This is a genomic window from Mumia spirodelae (genome assembly GCF_050632745.1).
Classification (GTDB): domain Bacteria; phylum Actinomycetota; class Actinomycetes; order Propionibacteriales; family Nocardioidaceae; genus Mumia.
The window spans coordinates 1,091,519-1,112,577 of the sequence record NZ_JBODSD010000002.1 but is presented as its reverse complement, the minus strand read 5'-3'; the positions used below and the strand labels follow the sequence as shown (position 1 = coordinate 1,112,577).

20 protein-coding genes and 1 tRNA gene are annotated in these 21,059 nt (G+C 72.5%); 9 read left to right on the top strand and 12 right to left on the bottom strand.

What is annotated here, in order from left to right:
• Position 1: 1 nt before the first annotated feature.
• A complete protein-coding gene (locus tag ACQSSQ_RS14680) occupies positions 2-580 on the bottom strand; it encodes a hypothetical protein (protein ID WP_431327821.1) in 579 nt (192 codons plus the stop codon).
• Positions 581-652: 72 nt separating this feature from the next.
• Between ACQSSQ_RS14680 and ACQSSQ_RS14675 the strand changes: the two genes are divergently transcribed.
• Complete coding sequence (locus tag ACQSSQ_RS14675; protein WP_431327820.1) at positions 653-1,252, top strand: RNA polymerase sigma factor; 600 nt, start codon at positions 653-655, stop codon at positions 1,250-1,252.
• Positions 1,249-2,193 carry a hypothetical protein gene (locus ACQSSQ_RS14670; RefSeq protein WP_431327819.1) on the top strand — a complete coding sequence of 315 codons (945 nt, stop codon included), beginning with the start codon at positions 1,249-1,251 and terminating at the stop codon, positions 2,191-2,193. The genes ACQSSQ_RS14675 and ACQSSQ_RS14670 overlap by 4 nt, the downstream gene beginning before the upstream one ends.
• Before the next feature lie 85 nt (positions 2,194-2,278).
• Here the strand turns inward: ACQSSQ_RS14670 and ACQSSQ_RS14665 are convergent, their stop codons facing one another.
• Positions 2,279-4,150: an acyl-CoA dehydrogenase gene (locus ACQSSQ_RS14665; protein ID WP_431327818.1), complete on the bottom strand. Its 1,872-nt coding sequence runs from the start codon at positions 4,148-4,150 to the stop codon at positions 2,279-2,281.
• 144 nt (positions 4,151-4,294) lie between these two features.
• On the opposite strand from ACQSSQ_RS14665, the gene ACQSSQ_RS14660 reads away from it, so the two are divergent.
• Positions 4,295-4,753, top strand: coding sequence for an RrF2 family transcriptional regulator (locus tag ACQSSQ_RS14660; protein ID WP_431327817.1), 459 nt, complete (start codon positions 4,295-4,297; stop codon positions 4,751-4,753).
• A gap of 21 nt (positions 4,754-4,774) precedes the next feature.
• On the opposite strand, the gene ACQSSQ_RS14655 is transcribed toward ACQSSQ_RS14660, so the two are convergent.
• Positions 4,775-5,002 (bottom strand): hypothetical protein, encoded by a 228-nt coding sequence (locus ACQSSQ_RS14655; RefSeq protein ID WP_431327816.1) that lies wholly within the window; start codon positions 5,000-5,002, stop codon positions 4,775-4,777.
• An 84-nt stretch (positions 5,003-5,086) separates the two neighbouring features.
• Between ACQSSQ_RS14655 and ACQSSQ_RS14650 the strand changes: the two genes are divergently transcribed.
• Positions 5,087-5,833 (top strand): SCO6745 family protein, encoded by a 747-nt coding sequence (locus ACQSSQ_RS14650; RefSeq protein WP_431327815.1) that lies wholly within the window; start codon positions 5,087-5,089, stop codon positions 5,831-5,833.
• A gap of 65 nt (positions 5,834-5,898) precedes the next feature.
• Here ACQSSQ_RS14650 and ACQSSQ_RS14645 read toward each other — a convergent pair whose 3' ends face one another.
• The 3 genes from ACQSSQ_RS14645 to ACQSSQ_RS14635 form a co-directional block, all read right to left on the bottom strand.
• Entirely contained in the window at positions 5,899-7,473 is a 1,575-nt protein-coding gene (locus ACQSSQ_RS14645; RefSeq protein ID WP_431327814.1) for a M20/M25/M40 family metallo-hydrolase, read from the bottom strand.
• 238 nt (positions 7,474-7,711) lie between these two features.
• Positions 7,712-7,782: transfer RNA gene (locus ACQSSQ_RS14640), tRNA-Gly, on the bottom strand.
• A gap of 45 nt (positions 7,783-7,827) precedes the next feature.
• A complete protein-coding gene (locus ACQSSQ_RS14635; RefSeq protein WP_431327813.1) occupies positions 7,828-8,655 on the bottom strand; it encodes a VldE C-terminal domain-containing protein in 828 nt (275 codons plus the stop codon).
• A 450-nt stretch (positions 8,656-9,105) separates the two neighbouring features.
• Here ACQSSQ_RS14635 and dcd point away from each other — a divergent pair, with 450 nt between their 5' ends.
• Both dcd and ACQSSQ_RS14625 read left to right on the top strand, forming a co-directional pair.
• Positions 9,106-9,681 carry a dCTP deaminase gene (gene dcd, locus ACQSSQ_RS14630; RefSeq protein ID WP_431327812.1) on the top strand — a complete coding sequence of 192 codons (576 nt, stop codon included), beginning with the start codon at positions 9,106-9,108 and terminating at the stop codon, positions 9,679-9,681.
• A gap of 15 nt (positions 9,682-9,696) precedes the next feature.
• Positions 9,697-10,602, top strand: a complete 906-nt coding sequence (locus ACQSSQ_RS14625; RefSeq protein ID WP_431327811.1) for a pseudouridine-5'-phosphate glycosidase — start codon at positions 9,697-9,699, stop codon at positions 10,600-10,602.
• A 67-nt stretch (positions 10,603-10,669) separates the two neighbouring features.
• Here the strand turns inward: ACQSSQ_RS14625 and ACQSSQ_RS14620 are convergent, their stop codons facing one another.
• Positions 10,670-10,873 carry a hypothetical protein gene (locus ACQSSQ_RS14620; protein ID WP_431327810.1) on the bottom strand — a complete coding sequence of 68 codons (204 nt, stop codon included), beginning with the start codon at positions 10,871-10,873 and terminating at the stop codon, positions 10,670-10,672.
• 160 nt (positions 10,874-11,033) lie between these two features.
• Positions 11,034-11,225, bottom strand: coding sequence for a hypothetical protein (locus tag ACQSSQ_RS14615; RefSeq protein WP_431327809.1), 192 nt, complete (start codon positions 11,223-11,225; stop codon positions 11,034-11,036).
• 100 nt (positions 11,226-11,325) lie between these two features.
• On the opposite strand from ACQSSQ_RS14615, the gene ACQSSQ_RS14610 reads away from it, so the two are divergent.
• The 3 genes from ACQSSQ_RS14610 (at position 11,326) to ACQSSQ_RS14600 (ending at position 14,108) form a co-directional block, all read left to right on the top strand.
• Entirely contained in the window at positions 11,326-12,234 is a 909-nt protein-coding gene (locus tag ACQSSQ_RS14610) for a carbohydrate kinase family protein (RefSeq protein ID WP_431327808.1), read from the top strand.
• 126 nt (positions 12,235-12,360) lie between these two features.
• Complete coding sequence (locus tag ACQSSQ_RS14605; RefSeq protein ID WP_431327807.1) at positions 12,361-13,293, top strand: ABC transporter ATP-binding protein; 933 nt, start codon at positions 12,361-12,363, stop codon at positions 13,291-13,293.
• Positions 13,290-14,108: an ABC transporter permease gene (locus ACQSSQ_RS14600; protein ID WP_431327806.1), complete on the top strand. Its 819-nt coding sequence runs from the start codon at positions 13,290-13,292 to the stop codon at positions 14,106-14,108. The genes ACQSSQ_RS14605 and ACQSSQ_RS14600 overlap by 4 nt, the downstream gene beginning before the upstream one ends.
• Positions 14,109-14,112: 4 nt before the next feature.
• Here the strand turns inward: ACQSSQ_RS14600 and atzF are convergent, their stop codons facing one another.
• The 4 genes from atzF to ACQSSQ_RS14580 are packed head-to-tail and all read right to left on the bottom strand — an operon-like array spanning position 14,113 to position 20,979.
• Positions 14,113-15,861, bottom strand: a complete 1,749-nt coding sequence (gene atzF, locus ACQSSQ_RS14595; RefSeq protein ID WP_431327805.1) for an allophanate hydrolase — start codon at positions 15,859-15,861, stop codon at positions 14,113-14,115.
• Entirely contained in the window at positions 15,858-19,484 is a 3,627-nt protein-coding gene (gene uca, locus ACQSSQ_RS14590; protein WP_431327804.1) for an urea carboxylase, read from the bottom strand. The genes atzF and uca overlap by 4 nt, the downstream gene beginning before the upstream one ends.
• Positions 19,481-20,122, bottom strand: coding sequence for an urea amidolyase associated protein UAAP2 (locus ACQSSQ_RS14585; RefSeq protein ID WP_431327803.1), 642 nt, complete (start codon positions 20,120-20,122; stop codon positions 19,481-19,483). Before ACQSSQ_RS14585 ends, uca begins: the two co-directional genes overlap by 4 nt.
• Positions 20,119-20,979, bottom strand: coding sequence for an urea amidolyase associated protein UAAP1 (locus tag ACQSSQ_RS14580; RefSeq protein ID WP_431327802.1), 861 nt, complete (start codon positions 20,977-20,979; stop codon positions 20,119-20,121). Before ACQSSQ_RS14580 ends, ACQSSQ_RS14585 begins: the two co-directional genes overlap by 4 nt.
• Between the last annotated feature and the right edge of the window lie 80 nt (positions 20,980-21,059).

Below are 21,059 nucleotides of genomic sequence, written 5' to 3'. Positions count from 1 at the left end.
GTCAGGCGCGCCGCGGTCGGCGCAGGAACCACACGAGCAGCGCGGCCAGCGCCCCGGCGACGACACCGCCGACCCCGAACCCGAGCGCGCCGAGCGACAGGGCGAGGACGCCGAGCACCTGCGGCTGCTTGCCGGTGCCCCACGTGGCGTCGGCCAGTCCTGCGTCGGTCGCGTCGCAGGAGAGCGTCGCCGGGACACCGACCCAGTCGCTCGTCGAGTCGCGTGCCGACAGGGCGACCAGGTGCCAGCCGTCGAGCGCCGCGGACTGGTTGCGCAGGGCGGGGACCTCGATGACCGGGCCTCCCTGCGGGACGACGTCGCACGCCACCCCGAGGTCCTCGCCGGTGCTCCCCGAGGGCACGTCGGCGCGGACCCACACGGCGAAGCGGTTCTCGGTCAGCGTGAGCGTGCCGTCGTCGGGGAGCGGGGTCACCTCCGCGTCGCGTGCCACGCCGGCCGCGGCGAGGCCGAGGAGGACCGCGCCCACGATCCCGACCGCAGCCAGCACGGCACCGACGGCGTACCAGCCGCGCGAGGGCCTGCGTCGTCGCCGCGGTCCGCTGGTCAGGTCGGCAGCCATGGCGCGAGCGTATCCGGCGCGCGGGTGGGGGGAACGAGGGAACCCGGACGGCCGTGGTGGACTCTTCAGGGTGTGAGCGGAGGAGAGGCGAGTCCCGGGCACCGGTCGGACCGGGCGCTGTGGGAGGACCTGCGGCACGGCAGCGAGCAGGCCTTCGCGGCGCTGTTCACCCGGCACGGCGACGCGGTCTACAACTTCGCGTTCCGCCGGGTGGCGTGCTGGGCGACGGCCGACGACGTCACGCAGGCGACGTTCCTCGCCCTGTGGCGGCGGGCGCGCGAGGGCCGGGTCGAGGAGCTGCGCCGGGACTCGGCGCGGGCGGTCCTGCTCACGATGGCCGGGCACGAGTGCGCGAACGCGGTGCGGGGCCGCAACCGGCTCGCCGCGCTCGTGCTCCGGCTGCCCGTGGAGAGCCACCAGCGCGACCACGCCGAGCAGGTCGACGCCGAGATCGACAGCGAGCGGCGCATGCGGAGCATCCGTGGCCTCGTCGACCGTCTCCCGGCCGGGCAGCGTGCGGTCGTGGAGATGGTCTGGTGGTCCGGCTGCTCGTTGCAGGACACCGCCGACGCGCTCGGCGTCCCCGTCGGGACCGTCAAGTCCCGCCTGGCCCGCGCACGGACCCGGCTGGGCGAGGCAGCCAAACCCGTCGTACGAGAGGAGCTGGCATGACGATCACCCTGCCCCCGGAGCGAGAGCTGGTCGACAAGGAGGAGCGGATCGCCCGGATCCTCGCCGACGACCGAGCACGGCGACGGCAGGCCGCTTCCCGGCGCTGGATCGCTCCGCTCGCGGCGTCGGCCGCCGCCGCCACGGTCATCGGGCTGAGTCTCGGGTACGGCGACGCCGGGGACGGTCCGTCGCCCGTGCCGCCCGTCCCCGACGCGGCAGCGACACCGGCGCCCGACGGGCCGCCCGACGTCGACCTGTGGCTCCGCTCGCTCGGGCCCGCTCGCGCGGCGGCCCTGGCCAACCGGTGCATGGCGCAGATCGGTCGGGACGTCACGATCGAGCCTGCGGAGGTGCTGTCGGCGCAGGTCCTGCGCGCAGCGACCGGGCGCGGCACCGTCACGGTCGTGGTCGCCGACGACGCGACGACCGGGGTGCGGGTCGGCTGCGAGGCGGCCGGGTTCGGCGCCGGGTCGGCCGACGTCCTCTCCGGCGGTGTCATGGGTGGTCCCGGGACCAAGTCGACCGAGAACCGCACCGACGCGACGCACCCGGCGATCCCGACCGACGGGCCGGGCGGCTACTCGCGGGACCGGGTGCACGTGACGAGCAGCGCCACCTACCAGGTGGACGACCGCGTCGCGCGCGTCCGCGTCCGCTACGTCGTCGACGACGTCCCAGGGCCGTGGTACGTCGCGCGGGCCGACTCCGGGTGGGTCCATCCGGCGGCGATGGTGACGACCGCGCAGCTCGAGGGCGCGCACCGGCTGGTCCTCGAGACGCAGGTCCTCGACGCGGACGGCCGGCTGCTGGACGCGCCGGGTGACCAGCTCGGCGGTGGTGGGATCTCGCCGAGCCCGGGGAAGACGCGGCGGGAGGACCGCGCGGCGGACCTGTGCTGGCTCGCGACGGCGGAGCCCGGCCCCTCCACCTGCGTGCCCTGACCCAGGAGCATGCAGGAACGCACGAGGCGTTCCGACCCGGATGTGGTCGGAACGCCTCGTGGTCCTGCGTCAGGTCTGCGTCAGCTCAGAACGCGGCCTCGTCGAGGTCCATCACGTCGAGGTCGGTCGCCTCGGCGATGGCCTTCTCGGCGGCAAGCTTCGGCAGCACCTGGCGGGCGAAGAACTGCGCCGCCGCGATCTTGCCCTCGTAGAAGTGCTTGTCCGCCTCCGAGACGTCGCCCTCGAGCGCCTTGAGCGCGACCTCCGCGCCGCGCAGCAGCAGCCACGCGCACACGACGTCGCCGAGCGCCATGAGGAGGCGGGTGCTGTTGAGCCCGACCTTGTAGACGTTCTTCGGGTCGCCGCCGTCGGCCGGGTTGGCCGACATCATCTGACCGAAGACCGCGCCGAGGATGCCCTGCGCGTCCTCGAGCCCCTTGCCGAGCAGCTCGCGCTCGACCTTCAGGCGGCCGTTGCCCGCCTCGGAGCCGATGAACGCCTGGATCTCCTGCGCGACGTGCGCGATCGCCTGGCCCTGGTCCTTCACGATCTTGCGGAAGAAGAGGTCCTGGCCCTGGATCGCGGTCGTGCCCTCGTACAGGGTGTCGATCTTGGCGTCGCGGACGTACTGCTCGATCGGGTAGTCCTGGAGGAAGCCCGAGCCGCCGAAGGTCTGCAGCGACTCGGTGCCCAGCAGCACCCACGAGCGCTCCGAGCCGTAGCCCTTGACGATCGGGAGCAGCAGGTCGTTCACCCGCTCGGCGAGCTTGTCCTCCTCGCCCGCGGCCTCGGCCTGCATGACGCGGTCCTGCCAGCTCGCGGTGTAGAGGACGAGCGAGCGCAGCGCCTCCGCGAACGCCTTCTGCGTCATGAGCGAGCGGCGCACGTCCGGGTGGTGCGTGATGGTCACGCGCGGCGCGTCCTTGGCCGGGTTCAGCATGTCGGCGCCCTGGACGCGCTCACGCGCGTAGTCGAGGGCGTTGAGGTAGCCGGTCGACAGCGTCGCGATGGCCTTGGTGCCGACGAGCATGCGGGCGTTCTCGATGACCTGGAACATCTGCGCGATGCCGTCGTGGACCTCGCCGAGGAGCCAGCCCTTGGCGGGCGCGCCGTTGCCGACCGACGAGTCGCCGAAGGTCACCTCGCAGGTCGTCGAGACCTTGATGCCCATCTTCTTCTCGACGTTGGTGACGTAGGCGCCGTTGCGGGTGCCGTCGAGCTCGCCGGTCTCGAGGTCGAAGCCGTACTTGGGGACGATGAAGAGCGAGAGGCCCTTGGTGCCGGGGCCGCCGGCGCCCTCGACGCCGACCGGACGCGCGAGCACCAGGTGGATGATGTTCTCGCTCATGTCGTGCTCGGCCGAGGTGATGAAGCGCTTGACGCCCTCGATGTGCCAGGTGCCGTCCTCCTGGAGGTACGCCTTGGTGCGGCCGGCACCCACGTCGGAGCCGGCGTCAGGCTCGGTGAGGACCATGGTGGCGCCCCACTTGCGGTCCACCATGTGCTGGCCGATCCGCTTGTCCCGCTCCGTGCCGTTGCGGTGCACGATGTAGCCGAAGTTGGGACCGGCGGAGTACATCCACACCGGCGGGTTGGCGCCGAGCACCAGCTCCGCCGTGGACCACACGAGCGACGCGGGCGCGGGCTGGCCCCCCATCTCGACCGGCAGCTGGAGGCGGAACCACTCCGAGTCCATCCAGGTCTTGTAGCTCTTCGCGAAGCCGGCGGGCATCGTCACCGTGCAGGCTTCGGGGTCGTAGACCGGGGGAGTGCGGTCGGCCTCGGCGAACGACTCGGCGAGGTCCTCGCGGGCCATGCGGTCGATCTCGCTCAGGATGCTCTTGGCGGTGTCGACGTCGAGGTCCTCGAAGAGGCCCTTCCCGAGAACTTCGTCGCGGCCGAAGACCTCGAACAGGTTGAACTCGATGTCGCGAAGGTTGCTCTTGTAGTGGCTCACGGCGACATGTCCTCAATCGTTTCGTGCTGCCTCGCGCGTGCAGCGGATTACCAGCGAGTAATAACAGTGTCCTACTCGCGGGTAACCGACGCAAGCCCGGGGCGCCCAACTCGAGTTGATGTACGAATCTGGGAGACTTCCCTCATGCGGGTCTCCACCAAGTCCGACTACGCCCTCCGGGGCCTCATCGAGATCACCAGCCGTGACGACGCCTCCCCGGTGTCCGCCGAGGAGATCGGGCGCAAGCAGGAGATTCCGCACGGCTTCCTCCAGGCGATCCTGGCCGACCTGCGGCGTGCGGGGATCGTGGTGAGCCAGCGTGGTCAGTCCGGTGGCTGGCGCCTCGCGCGCCCGGCGACCGACATCACCGTCGCCGACGTCATCCGAGCGGTCGACGGCCCCCTCGTCAGCGTGTACGGCCTGCGGCCGGAGGCCGTCTCCTACACGGGGTCGGCGGAGGTGCTCCAGCACGTGTGGATCGCCGCTCGGGCCAGCCTGCGCGACGTCTTCGAGTCCGTCACGATCCAGCATCTCGCCGACGGTGTCCTGCCCGACGCGATCGAGGCGATGACCGAGGACGACGACGCCTGGCAGCCGCACTGACCTCAGGCGCCCGTCAGCCGGTCAGTGCTCGACCTGGCCGCCGTCCTCGAGTGCTGCGACGACGGCGCCCTGCGTGCGGGTGCGCTCACGTCCGAGCAGCGCTCGGGTGACGAGCAGCGACGACGTCACGAGCCCCATCGCGAGAAGGGCGAGCTGCATCGGGATCGCGCGGAACCCGAGCAGCGAGAGCGTGCCGAGCCACGCGACGGCCAGGGCGAGGTTGGCCGCGACGATGCGGACGACGAGCACGGGGACCTCCTCGGGGGGAAGGATCGTCCCAAGCCTAGTAGTGGCCTTCTGTGGCCTGGGTCTCGGGGCGGCTACGGTGCTCCCATGGCCCCCGTGAACCCCTGGCGCGACGCGCTGAACACCCTCGGCAGCACCTTCATGACGTCGGCGATGATCCGGTCGACGTCCAAGGAGGTCGGCATGCCGTCGTCGGCCCTCTACTTCCGTGGACGGGTCGGCGTCCTCGGGGACGTCTCGACCGACGCGGCGTACGACGTGCTGGGCATCTTCCCCCGCCGCGTGGTCGACCTGATCTGGGAGCGGAGTGCGGAGACGGCGGCCGAGACGGCGGCAGACGCCTACCTCGACGTCTGTCGACGGTGGGGCCGCGAGAACCTCGTGGACGACGAGGCGGCCGGTCGCGCGGCGACGCTGCTCGAGCAGGTGCTGGACGAGGTCGACCTGCCGCCGATGCTCCTCGCGCAGGCCTGGCAGCGCGCGGACCGCCCCGACGACGTCCCCGCTCGGCTCGCCCAGGCGACGATGGCGGTCCGCGAGGTCCGTGGCGGCCAGTACTTCGCCGCCCTCGGGCTCGTCGGGCTCTCGGTGCCGTCCGCGATGCTGGTCGACCCGGGCGCGGGCCCGAAGCGGATGGCGCAGCTCGGCTGGAACGAGGACGAGATCGCCGAGGCGAGGCTGCGGCACCGCCCGAGCGACGCGGGTCGCTGGCGCGACGCCGAGAGCGCGCTCGACGGGGCGTTCGTCGGTCTCCTCGGAGACGTCCTCGGCGAGGAGGGCGTCACCGCGCTCGCCGAGGCGCTCCTCGCGGTCGAGCGCGTCGAGACAGACTGACGCCCCTCCATCCGGGGGGGACGGAGGGACGTCAGCCCTTCGACCGGAGACCGGTCAGGTCGCGATCACCGGGCTGCCGCGTGACCGCCGTACGGCGAGGACTTCGGCGCGGAGAACGCCTTCGCCTTGGCGGCGTCGGACTTCTTCGCCGCGAGGCTGCCGTCGGGGTAGAGCCCCGTCCTCGACTTCGTCAGCGTGAGCGTCGCGTGCGCGGCGGCGTCGCCGAGCTCGTTCAGGGACTTCACGCTGAGGTTGGTGATCGTGTCGCACGCCTGGTGGTAGCACGGGTCGTACGCCTCACCGGCCGTGCCGCCGTAGACCTCGGCCTGCTCCTCGGTCTTGATCCCCTCGGCTCCGGAGAACAGTCCGCCCGCGGGGATGCCGGCCTCGATGAACGGTCCGTAGTCGGAGCGTCCGTCGAAGTCGGTCGGCTCGCTGGCCAGACCCTGGCTCTCGAAGTAGTCGGTGAAGATCGTCTCGATCACGTCGGATCCGGGCGGGCCGGACTCGCCGCCGTCGGAGCCGTCGCCGTCGTAGACGAACCGGACGTAGTTCGGCGAGCCGATCATGTCGAAGTTGAGGTTCGCGTAGAGCTTCGACCGCTGGTTGTCGGTCAGCGAGGCGACGTAGTGCTCGGAACCGAGCAGACCTGACTCCTCGGCGCCCCAGAACGCGAAGCGCACGGGTCGCGTGAGCTTCTTCGTGAGCTTCAGGTCGGCCATCTTCTGGGCGATCGTGAGGATGCCCGCCGTGCCGCTGCCGTTGTCGTTGATGCCCGGGCCCGCGGCGACGGAGTCGAGGTGCGCCCCGACCACGACGACCTCGTCCTTGTTCTTGACCTTCTTGAGGTCCTTCGGGGAGAGGTTCGCGATGACGTTCCACGTCGTACGGTCGGGATCGTTCTCGACGTCGGTCGTCACGCGCAGCGTGACGGGGCCGGTCTCGAGCTGCTCGATGATGGCGACCGCGTCGGCGTACGAGAGTCCGACGACGGGGATCGGCTTCTCGCCGCCGAGCGTGCCGATGGTCAGGTCCGTACGACCGGGGTTGCCCTCGTTGAAGATGATGAGCGCGTCGTAGCCGGCGGCCACCGCGTTGTCGGCCTTGACGGCGAAGTCGCATCCGCCGCGCTGGACGAGCGCGATCGCGTCCTCGGCGGGTGCCGGGTCGAAGTCGCCGGGCTCGCAGCCTGCGGTGCTGCTGGGCTCCGGGGTGGCCGGGATGACGTTGTTGTTCGCCGGGACCACGACACCGGTGACGTCACCGTCGCCGGAGTAGTCGAAGACGTCGGTCGCGTAGTCGGTCGGCGTCGGCGAGACCTGCGAGAGCGTCGGGTCGGACAGCGAGTGGAAGAACGGGAAGCTGAACGCCTGCTTCGTGACCTGGTAGCCCGAACGGCGGAGCTGCTTGGTGACGTAGTCGACGGACGCCTCGTAGCCGGGGAGCCCGGACGCACGTGTGCCGTCGTTCTGGTTGGCGATGACCTGGAGTGCGCGGGCGTGCTTGAGCATGCCGTTGACCGTGACCGCGTTGCGGAGCTTGGTCGTGTTGACGTCGTCGATGGCCGCTGCGGGTGTGGCGGTGATGACCATGGTGGTGGCTACCACTGCTCCCAGGGCTCCGGTGAGTGCTTTTCGCACCTCGGACCTCCTCGTTGAGTCGTGTCGGACCCGCCTCAACCTAGGCGTGTCGACCCCGGGAGCGACAGGGCTGATGCGTGAAAAACCGGGACCGGAGGCGGATTGACGTGGGCTCGCCGTGTGGCCGACGAGGCCCCCTGACGGATCGGCGCCACGGACGCATGAGCCGCGCGCGAGTGGGGATGAGGCGGCGCCGACATGACGAAGGGCCCCGGAGTCCGGGGCCCTTCGCGTGCGGAGCGGGCGACGGGAATCGAACCCGCACTATCAGCTTGGGAAGCTGATGTTCTGCCATTGAACTACGCCCGCGAGGCGTCGCCGCCGTAGCGACGCGGACCACTCTATACGAGGGCCTCAGCCGACCGTCACGTGGACGTGGTCGTAGTGGTTGGCCGTGGTCGACCCCCGGTCCTCCATCGAGCGCCACCCCTCGGAACCACGCTGCGTGGTCCAGATCTTCTGGGCCCAGATGACCTCGGTCACGCCGAGGTCGCCGGCGTTGGCCCGGACGAAGTCGGCGATCGCGTCGCCGGTCGAGCCGGACACCATGATGTCGAGCGCGTGGCCGGTGCCGTGCTCGCCGCCGTCACCCGAACGCACGCCGCCGTACGACGTGACGCTGGGGAACTCGGCGCACACCGCGCGGTGCACGGCGATCGCGTTGGAGGACAGTCCGCTCTCGACGTCGGACCCGCTGGCGCAGGGCTTGCCGGAGACCGGGCCGCTGGGGGTGCCGGACGTGGAGTCGTCGTCGGAGGCCCGCGCCTCCTCCTCGGGCTCGGCGGTCGCCTCACCGATGCCGGCGACGACCTGAGGCTTGGCGTCGACGAGGGCCTGCCGCTCGCTCGAGCGGCTGACGGCGACCTCACGGCGCTCCTCGATGTGCTGCGCGAGCGAGGGGGCCGAGCGGACGACCTGCGTCTCGGCCGGGGCGCCGTCGACGCTCGCTGCGGTCGTGGAGAGTGCCTGGGGCGCGGATGCGGCGACCGTCGCGACACCGGCGATCAGCAGCCCGGCGAGGGCGGCGGGCCGGCGACGGGTCGACCGCAGCGGAAGGGCTTCGAGTCGCTCCTGGGGGGTCGCGCGCGTGCCCGTCGGTGCAGAGCGGGTCGTGAACGACGTGGGGTTCACCAGGCGCCGGCGGGGCGCGCGGTGCGCCTTCCTGCGGCCGGGGGTAGCCACAAGATTCACCTTCCATCGACTGCGGGGGACCCCGGCAGTCAAGCACACCCCTGGGGGGTGAGCCAAGGCTCCCTACGCGGTGGCTGTGGGAAGAAGGCGGTGAAGAAGGGCGCGTACGCCCTTGTCGGACGCCCGGCGGTGGGCGGCGCGAGCGGGGCGCCGCGCGGGCGTGGCGGCCCGTCCCGTACCGGTCGCCCGTCCTCGGTTCCCCTTGTCGTGCAGGCCGATCGTGGTGAAGGCCTCGTACGTCGCCCAAGCTCTGCTCGGCGGCTGCGTCGTCCCCATCGGACGTCCCCCTGGTGCTGCCGCGGACGGTCCTCCCGGTCCGCGAGATGTGAGTTGAATGACACTGTTTGTCCGAGATGTCCACGACCGTACGGAGGCTCGGGGGTCACCTCCCGCCGGCTTGCAGCGCGAGACCGCCGGGGGACCCTGCGCTACGGTCGGTCTGTGCTGCTCTCCGACCGCGACATCCGCACCGAGCTCGACAACGAGCGGATCGTCCTCGACCCGTACGACGAGGCGATGATGCAGCCCTCGAGCATCGACGTCCGCCTCGACAAGTACTTCCGCGTCTTCGAGAACCACCGCTACCCGCACATCGACCCGGCCGAGGACCAGTCGGACCTCACCAAGGAGGTCACCGCTGCGGAGGGGGCGCCGTTCATCCTCCACCCCGGCGAGTTCGTCCTGGGCTCGACGTACGAGCGTGTGGCGCTGCCGGTCGACATCGCGGCCCGCGTCGAGGGCAAGTCCTCCCTCGGGCGGCTCGGCCTCCTGACCCACGCGACCGCGGGCTTCGTCGACCCCGGCTTCGACGGCCATGTCACGCTCGAGCTCGCGAACGTCGCGACCCTGCCGATCAAGCTCTACCCGGGCATGAAGATCGGGCAGCTCTGCTTCTTCCGTCTCTCGTCGCCGGCCGAGCACCCGTACGGTTCGGAGAAGTACGGCTCGCGCTACCAGGGCCAGCGCGGTCCGACGCCGTCGCGCTCGTACGCGAATTTTCATCGCACCAAGATCTGAGGGGACACTGGGGGGATGAACATCCACCCCGAGGTGTCCGCCGCCCTTGAGGCCGGCCGTCCCGTCGTCGCGCTCGAGTCCACGATCATCTCCCACGGCCTGCCGCGGCCCCGCAACCTGCAGGCGGCCCGCGACTTCGAGGCGATCCTGCGCGAGCGCGACGTGGTCCCGGCGACGATCGCCGTGGTCGACGGAGAGCCTCACGTGGGCCTGGACGAGGCGGCCCTCGAGCGCATCGCGCTCGACGACGCGGTCGTGAAGGTGTCCGTGCGCGACCTGCCGGTCGCGATGGCGACGGGTGCTTCCGGTGCGACCACGGTCGCGGCGACCGCGTTCCTCGCCGCGAAGGCCGGCATCCGGGTGTTCTCCACCGGGGGGCTCGGCGGCGTGCACCGCGGGGCGAGCGACACCTTCGACGAGTCCGCCGACCTCACGATGCTCGCGCAGACGCCGATCACAGTGGTGTCCGCGGGCGTGAAGTCGATCCTCGACATCCCGGCGACGCTTGAGCGGCTGGAGACCCTCAGCGTCACGGTGGTCGGCTACGGGACGGACCAGTTCCCGAGCTTCTGGCTGACGGAGTCGGGGGAGACCGTCGACTGGGCCGTGCCGGACGCCGCCACGGTGGCGGCCGTGATGGCCTCGAACGACGTGCTCGGACGCGAGAGCGCGGTGCTCGTCGCGAACCCGCTGCCGTACGAGAAGCAGCTCGACCCGCAGGTCCACCAGGACGCCCTGCGCCAGGCGCTGGCCGAGGCCGAGCGGGACGGCATCACGGGCAAGGACGTGAGCCCGTACCTGCTCGCCCGGATCGTCGAGCTGACCAGCGGCTCGAGCCTGGAGGTCAACCTCGACATCGCGGCCAACAACATCAGGGTCGGCGCCGAGATCGCGACCGCCTGGAGCGCACGAGACCGGTGACACCGGGATGCGGTGCCACCGGTCTCGGTGGTGTCGTGGCCCGTCGGCCCGCGGCGTGAGCCACGGGTCAGCGGGTCGTACGCGCCGGCTGCGGGCGGACGTGACCTCCGTCGAGGCGGTCCGCCAGCCGGTGCAGCGTCCTCGCCGTCCGCGTGCGCAGCGCGGTGCGCTGGCTGCGGTGCGCGGTGAGGAGGTGGCGCTGGTGCTCGATGCGTTCGTTGAGCTCTTTCTCGTGCATCTGCATGAGAAGGAGATGAGTGTACTCGTTCATGATGGTGCCCCTGTTCGCCTGGGTGCAGGCGTCGGCGACGTGCCCCGCACGGGGACGTCGCGTGGTGGTGAAGTCGTGCAGGCCCGTGCGTCACGGGTCGTCGAGCCGACCGCGGGTCAGCGGTGCGCTCAGCAGTACGTCGGTCCGGGGCGACCTGAGGTCACATCGGACGAGTGGGATCGGTGGTCCCTGCGGGGAGGGCGTCCACGGCGTCGGCGAACCGGCGCAGCGTGTCGGCGGCTCGCACCCGCCAGGAGGCGTGGTGGATCGTCCCGGCACGCGCGCGCCCCATCGTGCGGCGCAGCTGTGCCTCCCGCTGACGCGTGAGGATCTCGTGGGTGTAGTCGTCCATCTCGGCCTCCTTCCGGCACTCGTCGGTGTGCGACTGCGACGAGCCTAGAGGGAGGGGCAGGGGAGACGCATCCGATTATTCGCCGAGTAGCGTTCGGCCCATGGCGCGCATCCTCGTGGTCGGCGACGTGGTCGACGACCTGATCGTCCGACCGCTCACGGCGGTCACCCCGGCGAGCGACACCCCGGCGATCATCCGCCGGCGCGACGGAGGCTCCGCCGCGAACGTCGCGGCCTGGCTCGGATGGCTCGGCGCGGACGTCATGTTCGTCGGCCGCGCGGGCGCGGACGGGGCGCGGCGGCACGCCGAGGCGCTCGAGCGGTTCGGGGTCCAGGCGCGGATCGCCGCCGACGGCGAGCACGACACCGCGACGATCGTCATCACGCTCGACGGTGGCGGGGAGCGGACGATGTACGTCGACCGCGGCGCCAACAGCGCGCTCTCCACCAAGGACGTCCCGCTCTCGGCGTGGAAGGACGTCCGGTGGGTCCACCTCACGGGCTACTCGTTCTTCGACCCCGTGACCCGCCCGGTCGCCCAGGAGCTCGTCGTCCGCGCTCGCGACCGGGGCGCGGTCGTGTCCGTCGACCCGGGGTCCGTCGCGTTCCTGCGCGAGGTCGGCGTCGACCAGTTCGTCCGGTGGACGGCCGGCGTGGACGTCGTCCTGCCCAACGTCGACGAGCTGCGCTGCATGACGGGCGTCGACGACACCGACCGTGCAGTGCTCGAGCTCAGCCGCTGGTACCCGACGGTCGTCGCGACGCTCGGACCGGCAGGCGCGGTGCAGATGACACCGGACGGGTTCCTCGTCCGGCAGCGTGCCGAGGCGGCCGAGGTGGAGGACCTGACCGGCGCGGGTGACGCGTTCGCCGCCGGCTTCCTCGCCGCCAGCGCGGACGGGCTCGACGCGCAGCACGCCCTGCGCCGGGGGGCGGAGACGGCTGCGGTCGCGGTGGCGCGTACGGGTGCGCGTCCGCCGCTGGGCGAGGCGCGGACCGTCCTCGGCTGAGGGCTGGACCCTCGCTGACCCCGGGGTCGGCTCAGGGCACCCTCCGGGTGCTTCCCCGATGTCCGCGGGGTGCCGTGCCCGGCACGGTTGTCGCATGGACAACTCAGGCATCCGGGCGGCGATCGTATGATCCGCGCCCAGGCACTCACCAAGACCTTCGGAGACAAGACCGCCGTCGACGCGATCGACTTCACGGTCAAGCCGGGACGCGTGACCGGATTCCTCGGCCCCAACGGTGCCGGGAAGTCCACGACCATGCGCATGATCCTCGGCCTCGACGCGCCGACGGCGGGATCGGTGACGGTGAACGGTCACCGGCACCTGACCTCTCCGGCGCCGCTGCGCTCGATCGGTGCGCTCATCGACGCCCACGCGTTCCACCCGGGACGCTCGGCCCGTGACCACCTGCGCTGGCTCGCCGCGAGCAACGGCATCCCGACGACGCGGGTCGGCGAGGTGCTCGAGCTCGTGGGTCTCGAGTCCGTCGCCGGCCAGCGTGCCGGGCGCTACTCGCTCGGCATGGGGCAGCGGCTCGGCATCGCCGCCGCACTCATCGGCGACCCGCCGGTGGTCGTGCTCGACGAGCCCGTCAACGGACTGGACCCCGAGGGCATCCGCTGGGTCCGTGCGCTGGCCCGCCAGCTGGCGGAGGAGGGCCGCACGGTCTTCATCTCCAGCCACCTGATGTCCGAGATGGCGCTGACCGCGGACCACCTGATCGTCATCGGCCGCGGCCAGATCCTCGCCGACTCCTCGACGGAGGACTTCATCGCCACGCACGCGGCGTCGTACGTCCGGGTGAAGTCGCCCGCGGTTGCCGCGGTCGCCGAGACCCTGCAGCGGGCCGGCCTCGAGGTCGACGGCGTCGAGGACGCGCTCCACGTGCAGGGGCTCGACGCCGCGGCGATCGGCGACCTCCTCCACGGGCAGGGGCTCCCGCTGCACGAGCTGACCCTCGTCCGGTCCTCCCTCGAGGACGCGTTCATGACGCTGACCGCCGACAGCGTCGAGTACCACTCCAAGGACAGCGCCGTCGTCACGGCAGGAGCAGCAGCATGAGCACCGCAACCGTCATCCCCGCCGAGGCGACGACCTCGCTCCCGGACACGCGTCAGGGGTTCGGCGACGTGCTCCGCTCCGAGTGGATCAAGCTGCGCACCGTCCGCTCGACCTGGTGGACGCTGGCAGCGCTCGTCGGTCTCGGCGCCGGTCTCACGATCGTCATGTGCTGGGGCAACGCCGAGTGGCTCGCCTCGGAGGGTGCCGACGAGTCGCCGGGCTCGTTCATCACCTGGGGCATGATGATCGCGCAGATCACCGCCGTGGTCCTGGGCGTCCTCGCGGTCACCAACGAGTACGGCACCGGGATGGTCAGGACGACGTTCGCGGCCGTGCCGCGGCGGGGACGCGTCTTCGCCGCGAAGGCGCTGCTCGTGTCGGGTGTTCTCTTCGTCGTGGGCACCGCGACGGCGCTGATCGGCTACTTCGGCGGGAACTTCTTCCTCGACCGTGAGGGCATCGGCATGGCGCTCGAGGGCGACGTGCTGCGGTCGATGTACGGCAGCGGTCTGTACATGGCGGGCCTCGGGCTGCTCTCGCTCGCCGTCGGCACGCTCCTGCGGCACACGGCGGGCGCGATCACGATCACCATCGCCGTCGTGTTCGTCGTGAGCAACATGGTCGCGCTGATCCCGGGCGACATCGGGCTCTTCATCGAGCGCGTGATGCCGGGCAACGCGGGCTCGTCGGTCGCGGTCCCGGTCGCGTTCAACCCGAACCTCCTCGACCCGTGGGCCGGCTTCGCGATCTTCGCCGCGGAGATCGCCGTCCTGATGACGCTCGCCGCGATCGCCCTGCGCCGCCGCGACGCGTGACCCGTCAGCCCGCCGCCGCGAGGTAGGCGAGCCAGCCCCCGGCATCGGTGATGTCGGGGGCGCTCGCCGCGCTCTCCTGGTCGCAGCCGAAGCCGACGACCCAGCGCCCGTCGGCGAGCTCGACCCGGCCGAGGCTCATCGGGCGCGGAAGCGCGGCGAGGAAGTCGCCGAGCGCTCCGGTTGCGAGCTCCCACATCTCGCCGACGATCGACGCGCCGCCGGCGCCGACCCGGACGAGGCCCGGCTTCGGCGGCGTCGTCGGGAGCGCCTTCAAGGCGTACGCGGGGGCGGTCGTGGCCGGACCGAGCCACCGGGCACCCCGTTCGCGGAGCTGGTGCTCGAGCGGCTGCCCGACGAGGTGTGCGCCGACGACGAAGAGGGTGGCGGTGGGGACGCCTGCCGTGACCGGCCACGGCGCGGCGGCCCCGGGCTCGGCGGAGCGTGCGCCGGCTGCGGCGACCGACGGGGCAGGCACGGAGACGCGGTGGGCGAGGTCGAGCACGGCGGCGTCCTGGAACGCGCGGCCGAGCACCGTGACGCCGAACTGTGCGTCGCCGTCCGCCTCCCTGACCGCGCCGGACGGCACCGCCACCCCGCACAGGTCGAACAGGTTGCAGAAGTTCGTGTAGGTCCCCACCCACGTGTTGACGCCGATCGGGTCGGCGGCGACCGCGGCCCGCGTCGGGTGTCCGGGCGCGGTCGGCACGAGCAGGGCGTCGAACCCGTCGAGCAGCGCCATCGACCGCTGTCGCAGCCGCTCGAGCGCCTCGAGGTCGCGGACCATCGTGCTCGCGGACACCTCGCCGGCACGGGAGACGATCGCGCCGACGGTCGGGTCGACCTCGTCGCGGTGGGTGTCGACGAACCGTCCCACCGCCGCGTGCCGTTCGGCGACCAGCCCCCCGTCGTACAGCAGCCGTGCGGCCTCGAGGAACGAGCCGAACGGGATCGGCTCGACGGTGCAGCCGTCCGCGCGCAGCCGCTCGACGGCCTCCGTGAAGGCCTCGCCCCACCCCGGCGCGAGCGCCGGCAGCGTGGACGGCACGGCCACCCTGGCCGTACGAGGTGCGGCGACCGGAGCGTCCGCCGGCCACGCCCGAGTCCCGGGTCCGCCGGCCATGGCAGCCATCGCGGCGTCGGCGGTCGCCAGGTCCCGCGCGAGGATCGTCACCGCGTCCCACGAGCGGCACGCTGGCACGACGCCGTCCGTGGAGACCGTGCCGAGCGTCGGCTTGATCCCGACGATGCCTTGGAAGGACGCCGGGACGCGGCCCGATCCGGCGGTGTCCGTCCCGATCGCGAGGTCGACGAGACCCAGCGCCACGGCCACCGCGGACCCCGAGCTCGACCCGCCGGAGACGTACGCCGGCCGGCGCGCGTCGCGCACCCCGCCGTACGGGCTGCGCTGGCCGACGAGCCCGGTCGCGAACTGGTCGAGGTTGGTCGTCCCGAGCACTGTCGCCCCGGCGGCCCGCAGCCGTGCCACGGCGCGGGCGTCCTGCGCCGCGGGCTCGACCGCGTACGACGGGCAGCCCGCCGTCGTCGGGTGCCCGGCGACGTCGACGTTGTTCTTCACCGCGAGGAGGAGCCCCGCGAGCGGTCCGGTCGCGGCGACCGCGTCGGCCTCGACCGCGGCCTGGTCCCGGAGGTGGATCCACACCTCCGGGCGGTCGACCTCGGCGATGGCGCGGTACGCCGCGCGGACCCGGGCGCGCCGGTCCTCCGCGAGGCTCTCGGTGTCCGCCGGGCTCATGCCGCCACCTCCGCCACCGGTGCCAGCACGACGAGGGCGTCCCCCGGAGCGACCTGCGCTCCGGACACCGCCGGGACCGCTGTGACGACCCCGGCGGTGGGCGCGTGGACGGCGGACTCCATCTTCATCGCCTCCAGCACGACCACCGTCTGCCCCTCCTCGACCACGTCACCGATCTCGACCTCGACCTTCCAGACGTTCGCCACGAACGGGGCGTCGACCCGGCGTCCCCCGTCGGGAACCTCCACCTCCACCGGCTCGGGGGTCGCGGACTCGGCGGCGCGCTCGGCGCGGGCGAGCTCGCCCGACGCGTGCCAGGCCTGCCGCTCGGTCTCGAAGGCGGCCGACTGCCGCTCCCGGAACGCCGCGATGTCGTCGGCGTTCTCGGCCAGGAAGCGCTCGTGCTCGGCGAGCGAGAACGTGCCGTCGGTGATGTCGACCGTCCCGCGCCCGGCCGCGAGGTCGGCACGCAGGTCGAGCAGCTCCTCCGGCCCGACGGGGTACCAGGTGATCCGGTCGAAGAACCGCAGCAGCCACGGCGTCTCCGGCTCGAACGGCGGCGTGTGCCGGTAGCGGCTCCAGACCTGCGTCGTACGCCCGACGAACTGGTAGCCGCCGGGGCCCTCCATGCCGTAGATGCAGAGGTACGCGCCGCCGATGCCGACGGAGTTCTCCGCGGTCCAGGTGCGGGCCGGGTTGTACTTCGTGGTGACCAGCCGGTGCCGGGGGTCGAGCGGGGTGGCGACCGGGGCACCGAGGTAGACGTCGCCGAGCCCGAGCACCAGGTAGTCCGCGTCGAACACGGTCCGGTAGACGTCGTCGACGGACGGGAGCCCGTTGACGCGGCGGATGAACTCGATGTTCCACGGGCACCAAGGAGCGTCGTCGCGCACGCCGGCCATGTAGCGCTCGATCGCCTCGCGGGTCGCGGGATCGTCCCAGCTGAGCGGGAGGCGGACCTGCCGGCTCGGCACGACCAGCGCGGTCGTCGGCGGCAGCTCGCGCTCGACCTCGAGGAGCAGGTCGAGCAGCCGGCCGGTCGGAAGCACGTCCGGGTCGACGTGGACCTGGAGCGAGCGGATGCCCGGCGTCAGGTCCACGACGCCAGGGACCGCGCGCTCGGCGAGGGCGGTGTGGAGCGCGTGGACGCGGGCCCGCAGGCCGAGGTCGAGCACGATGTCGCCGTACTCGACGAGGACGTTGTCGTCGCCGCTGCGCCGGTAGGTGACCGCAGGGTCGCCGTCCAGTCGGCGCAGGACGCCGCCGTCGCCCGCCCCCGCGAGACGCGGCACGTAGTGCGGGACGTCGGCAGAGCGCCGTGAGGGGAGGGTGCCGCCGTCGACCGGGACGAAGCGGACGGTGTCGCCGGGGCGCAGCTGGCCGAGCTTCCACCGGTCGGCGGTCACGACCGTCACCGGGCAGACGAAGCCGCCGAGGCTCGGTCCGTCGGGGCCGAGCAGGATAGGAGTGTCACCGGTGAAGTCGAGGGCGCCGACGGCGTACGCGTTGTCGTGGATGTTCGACGGGTGCAGCCCCGCCTCGCCGCCGTCGGTGCGGGCCCAGCGCGGCCGCGGTCCGACGAGGCGGACGCCGGTGCGGGCGGAGTTGAAGTGCACCTCGTACGCCGCCGCGTACAGGTCGGAGAGGTCCTCCGGGGTGAAGAACTCCGGCGCGGGCTGCGGGCCCTCGGTGACGGCCAGCTCCCACGCGGTGGTCCCCGTGGCTCCCGTGCCGAGCGCGGGGCGCTGGGCGACCGGGACGGGCGCGGGCTCGCGCGCGCCGGGCGCCGGCGGCGCGACCCGCAGGACGTCACCGGGTCGCAGCGCACGTCCGCCGTGTCCGCCGAACTGGCCGAGGGTGAACGTCGCTGCGCTGCCGAGGTACGCGGGGACGTCGAGGCCGCCCGCGAACGCCACGTACGTCCTCAGGCCGCTGGTCGCGTCGCCGACGTCGAGCGTGCTGCCGGCCGGGACGGCCACAGGCTCCCACATCGCGACCGGCGCGCCGTCGACGGTCGCCGTCGCCGGGGCGCCCGCGACGCAGACCGTGGTCGCGTGCGTGAAGGAGAGTGCGGGACCGGTCGCGGTGCACTCCAGCCCTGCCGCGTTCGGGTCGTTGCCGAGGGCGAGGTTGGCGAGCCGGAGCGACCGGTCGTCCATCGCGCCGCTCGGGGGGACGCCGACCTGCCACAGGCCGGTGCGCCCCTCGACGTCCTGGACCGTCGTCATGAGTCCGGGCCGGTCGACGGTGATGCGGGGCTCGGGGTCCCCGAGGTCGTCGAGCGTGTGCGTCGTGTGCGTGGTCGTGCGGACGGCGGGGAGGTCGACGACCGTGCGCAGGAGCCCGAGGTTGACCTCGATGCCGTCGATCCGGGTGTCGTGGAGTGCGTCCGCGAGCCGTGCGAACGCGTCGGCGCGGTCGGTGCCGGTGGTGATCACCTTCGCCAGCAGCGGGTCGTACGCGGTCGAGACCTCCGTGCCGGTCTCGATCCAGGTGTCGACCCGCGTGCCGGGGCGCTCGGGCAGGCGCACCTGAGTGAGCGTGCCGGCGCTCGGCCGGAACCCGGCGGCCGGGTCCTCTGCGTAGACGCGGGCCTCGACCGCGTGCCCGGACACCGGCACGCTGCCGAGTCCCGACCCGTCCACCCACGGGTCGAGCATCGTCGTGTCGCCGCCGGCGAGCCGCAGCATCCACGCGACCAGGTCGACGCCCGTGACCTGCTCCGTCACGGGGTGCTCCACCTGGAGGCGGGCGTTGACCTCGAGGAACGACGCCTCTTCCCGCTCGGCGTCGTAGACGAACTCCACCGTGCCGGCGGACCGGTAGTCGAGCGTGGCGGCGAGATCCCGGGCCGACGCATGCAGCTGTGCACGCACCGTGTCGGGCAGCGCCGGTGCCGGAGCCTCTTCGACGACCTTCTGGTGGCGTCGCTGGAGCGTGCAGTCGCGGTCGCCGAGCGTCACGACGCGCCCTCGACCGTCGCCGAAGACCTGCACCTCGACGTGACGGGCACGGTCGACGTACCGCTCGGCGAACACCCCGCTCGAGCCGAAGCTCTGCTCGGCGAGGCGCGCGACCCGGGCGTAGCCCGCGCGCAGCTCGTCGGCGTCGTGGCAGACGGTCATGCCGATGCCTCCGCCGCCGCCGGTCGCCTTGAGCATCACGGGGTAGCCGATCGTCGCGACCTCGGCGACGGCATGGTCGGCGTCGCGGAGCAGCGATGTCCCGGCGAACACGGGGACTCCGGCGGCCTCGGCGGCGGCACGGGCGGTGTGCTTCTCGCCGAACGCGCGCAGCTGTGCCGGGGTCGGGCCGACGAACACCAGCCCGCTCGCCTCGCACTGCTCGGCGACGTCGGCGTTCTCGGAGAGGAATCCGTAGCCGGGGTGGATCGCGTCGGCGCCGGTCCTCTTGGCCGCGGACAGGACCGCCTCGACGTCCAGGTAGCTGGCAGCCGGGGCGGTCGGCCCGAGCAGCACCGCCTCGTCGGCGAGGTGCACGTGCGCCGCACCGCGGTCGGCCTCGGAGAACACCGCGACCGTGCGCAGCCCGAGCGTGCGCGCGCTGCGGATGATGCGGACGGCGATCTCGCCCCGGTTGGCGACCAGCAGCGTGCGGATCATGCGGGTGCTCCCGCACTGACGATCATCTCGGCACGGCTGGGGTCGAAGCCGTTGCACGGGTTGTTGACCTGCGGGCAGTTCGAGACGAGCACCAGCGTGTCCTTCTCCGCGCGCAGGCTCACCGACAGACCGGGCGCGGAGATCCCGTCGACGATCCCGAGCGCGCCGTCGGGGTCGACCGGCACGTTCATGAACCAGTTGACGTTGGGGACGTGGTCGCGCTTGCCCATCCCGTAGTGCGAGAGGGCCCGCAGGAAGTTCTCGGCGCAGGCGTGCTGGCCGTAGGTGTGGTGGCCGTAGCGGAGCGTGTTCGACTCCTTCGAGCAGGCGCCTCCGAGCGTGTCGTGGCGCCCGACCTCGTCGGCGACGACGGTCAGCAGCGGGGCGTACTCGTTGTCGCGCAGCACGCTGCCGGTGGTGAGGAAGACCGAGTCCTGACCCTGCAGCGTCGCCTGCGCGGAGTAGGCGCGGGCGGTGTCGTGCGCGTCGTAGGCGAGGAAGTCGACGGCCTGGTTGCCGTCCAGGTCGACGATCGTGAGGACCTGGCCGCGCTCGAGGACGTACGACCAGGGCGCGCGGGGCGCGACCGTCTCGCGGTGGAGGACGGTCGGGTGAGTGGCGGTTCCGAGGGTGGTCATGCGCGGCCCGTGCCCTTCAGGTAGTCGTGGGTGTTCTCGAACGCGCGCCGGCCCTCGGGGGTGGCGGTCCAGAGCGGGTCGTCCGGTGCGGTCGCCGTGCCGCTCCACGCGACGACCTCCAGCGGCGAGACGACGTAGTCGGGGCGCGGGTCGAGCGGGTGCGGGGCGTTGGCGAGCAGGACGACGACGTCCATCTCGGCGCGCAGCGTGACCGCGGTCCCGGGGCCGGCCGAGCCCGTCACCTGCGGGCGACCGGTGTCGTCGACGCGGACACCCTGGAAGAACGAGACCGACGGGGGGACGTCACGCCGCCCGAGTCCGTGCTTCGCGGCTCCCAGCACGAACAGCTCGCGTCCCGCGGGTGAGGGACCTTCGGGTGAGCCGTCGCCGTACCGCTCCTGGTTGCGCGCCAGGCTGGAGGTGCCGAAGACGGTGTCGTGGTGCCCGGAGGTGTCCCCGACGACGGAGGCGAGGACGCGTCCCTGGTCGCTGAGCACGAGCTGCCCGGTGCCGGTGTAGACCTGCCACTGGACCTTGACGGTGTCGGCGACGTTGAGGCGCTCCCACGGCTCGTCGGCGTTGTAGAGGAGCAGGTGCGCGCACGCGTCGCCGAGGACGTCGGTGATCCGGACCGTGGTGCCGCGGGCCAGGCGCCGGTGGGCGTAGCCGCCGCCGGCGACGCGCTCGGCCCACACGACGGACGCGGCGTCGACGTCGTCCGGGGCAGCGGGGCGGGAGAAGCCGGCGCGCAGCGCGTCGTCCTCCTGGGCGCGGGCGTGCGCGCGGGCTCCCGCGGTGGTCGCGGTGCCGTCGGCGACGGGGGCGGTCGGAGTCGCGGTCACGCTGGCGTGCGGCATGCGCTCGGCCTTTCTGTCGGTTGACAGAAAGTCAACGGGGAGCGATCGCGCGATGCGTCTCGGCGGCGTTAAACCCCGGT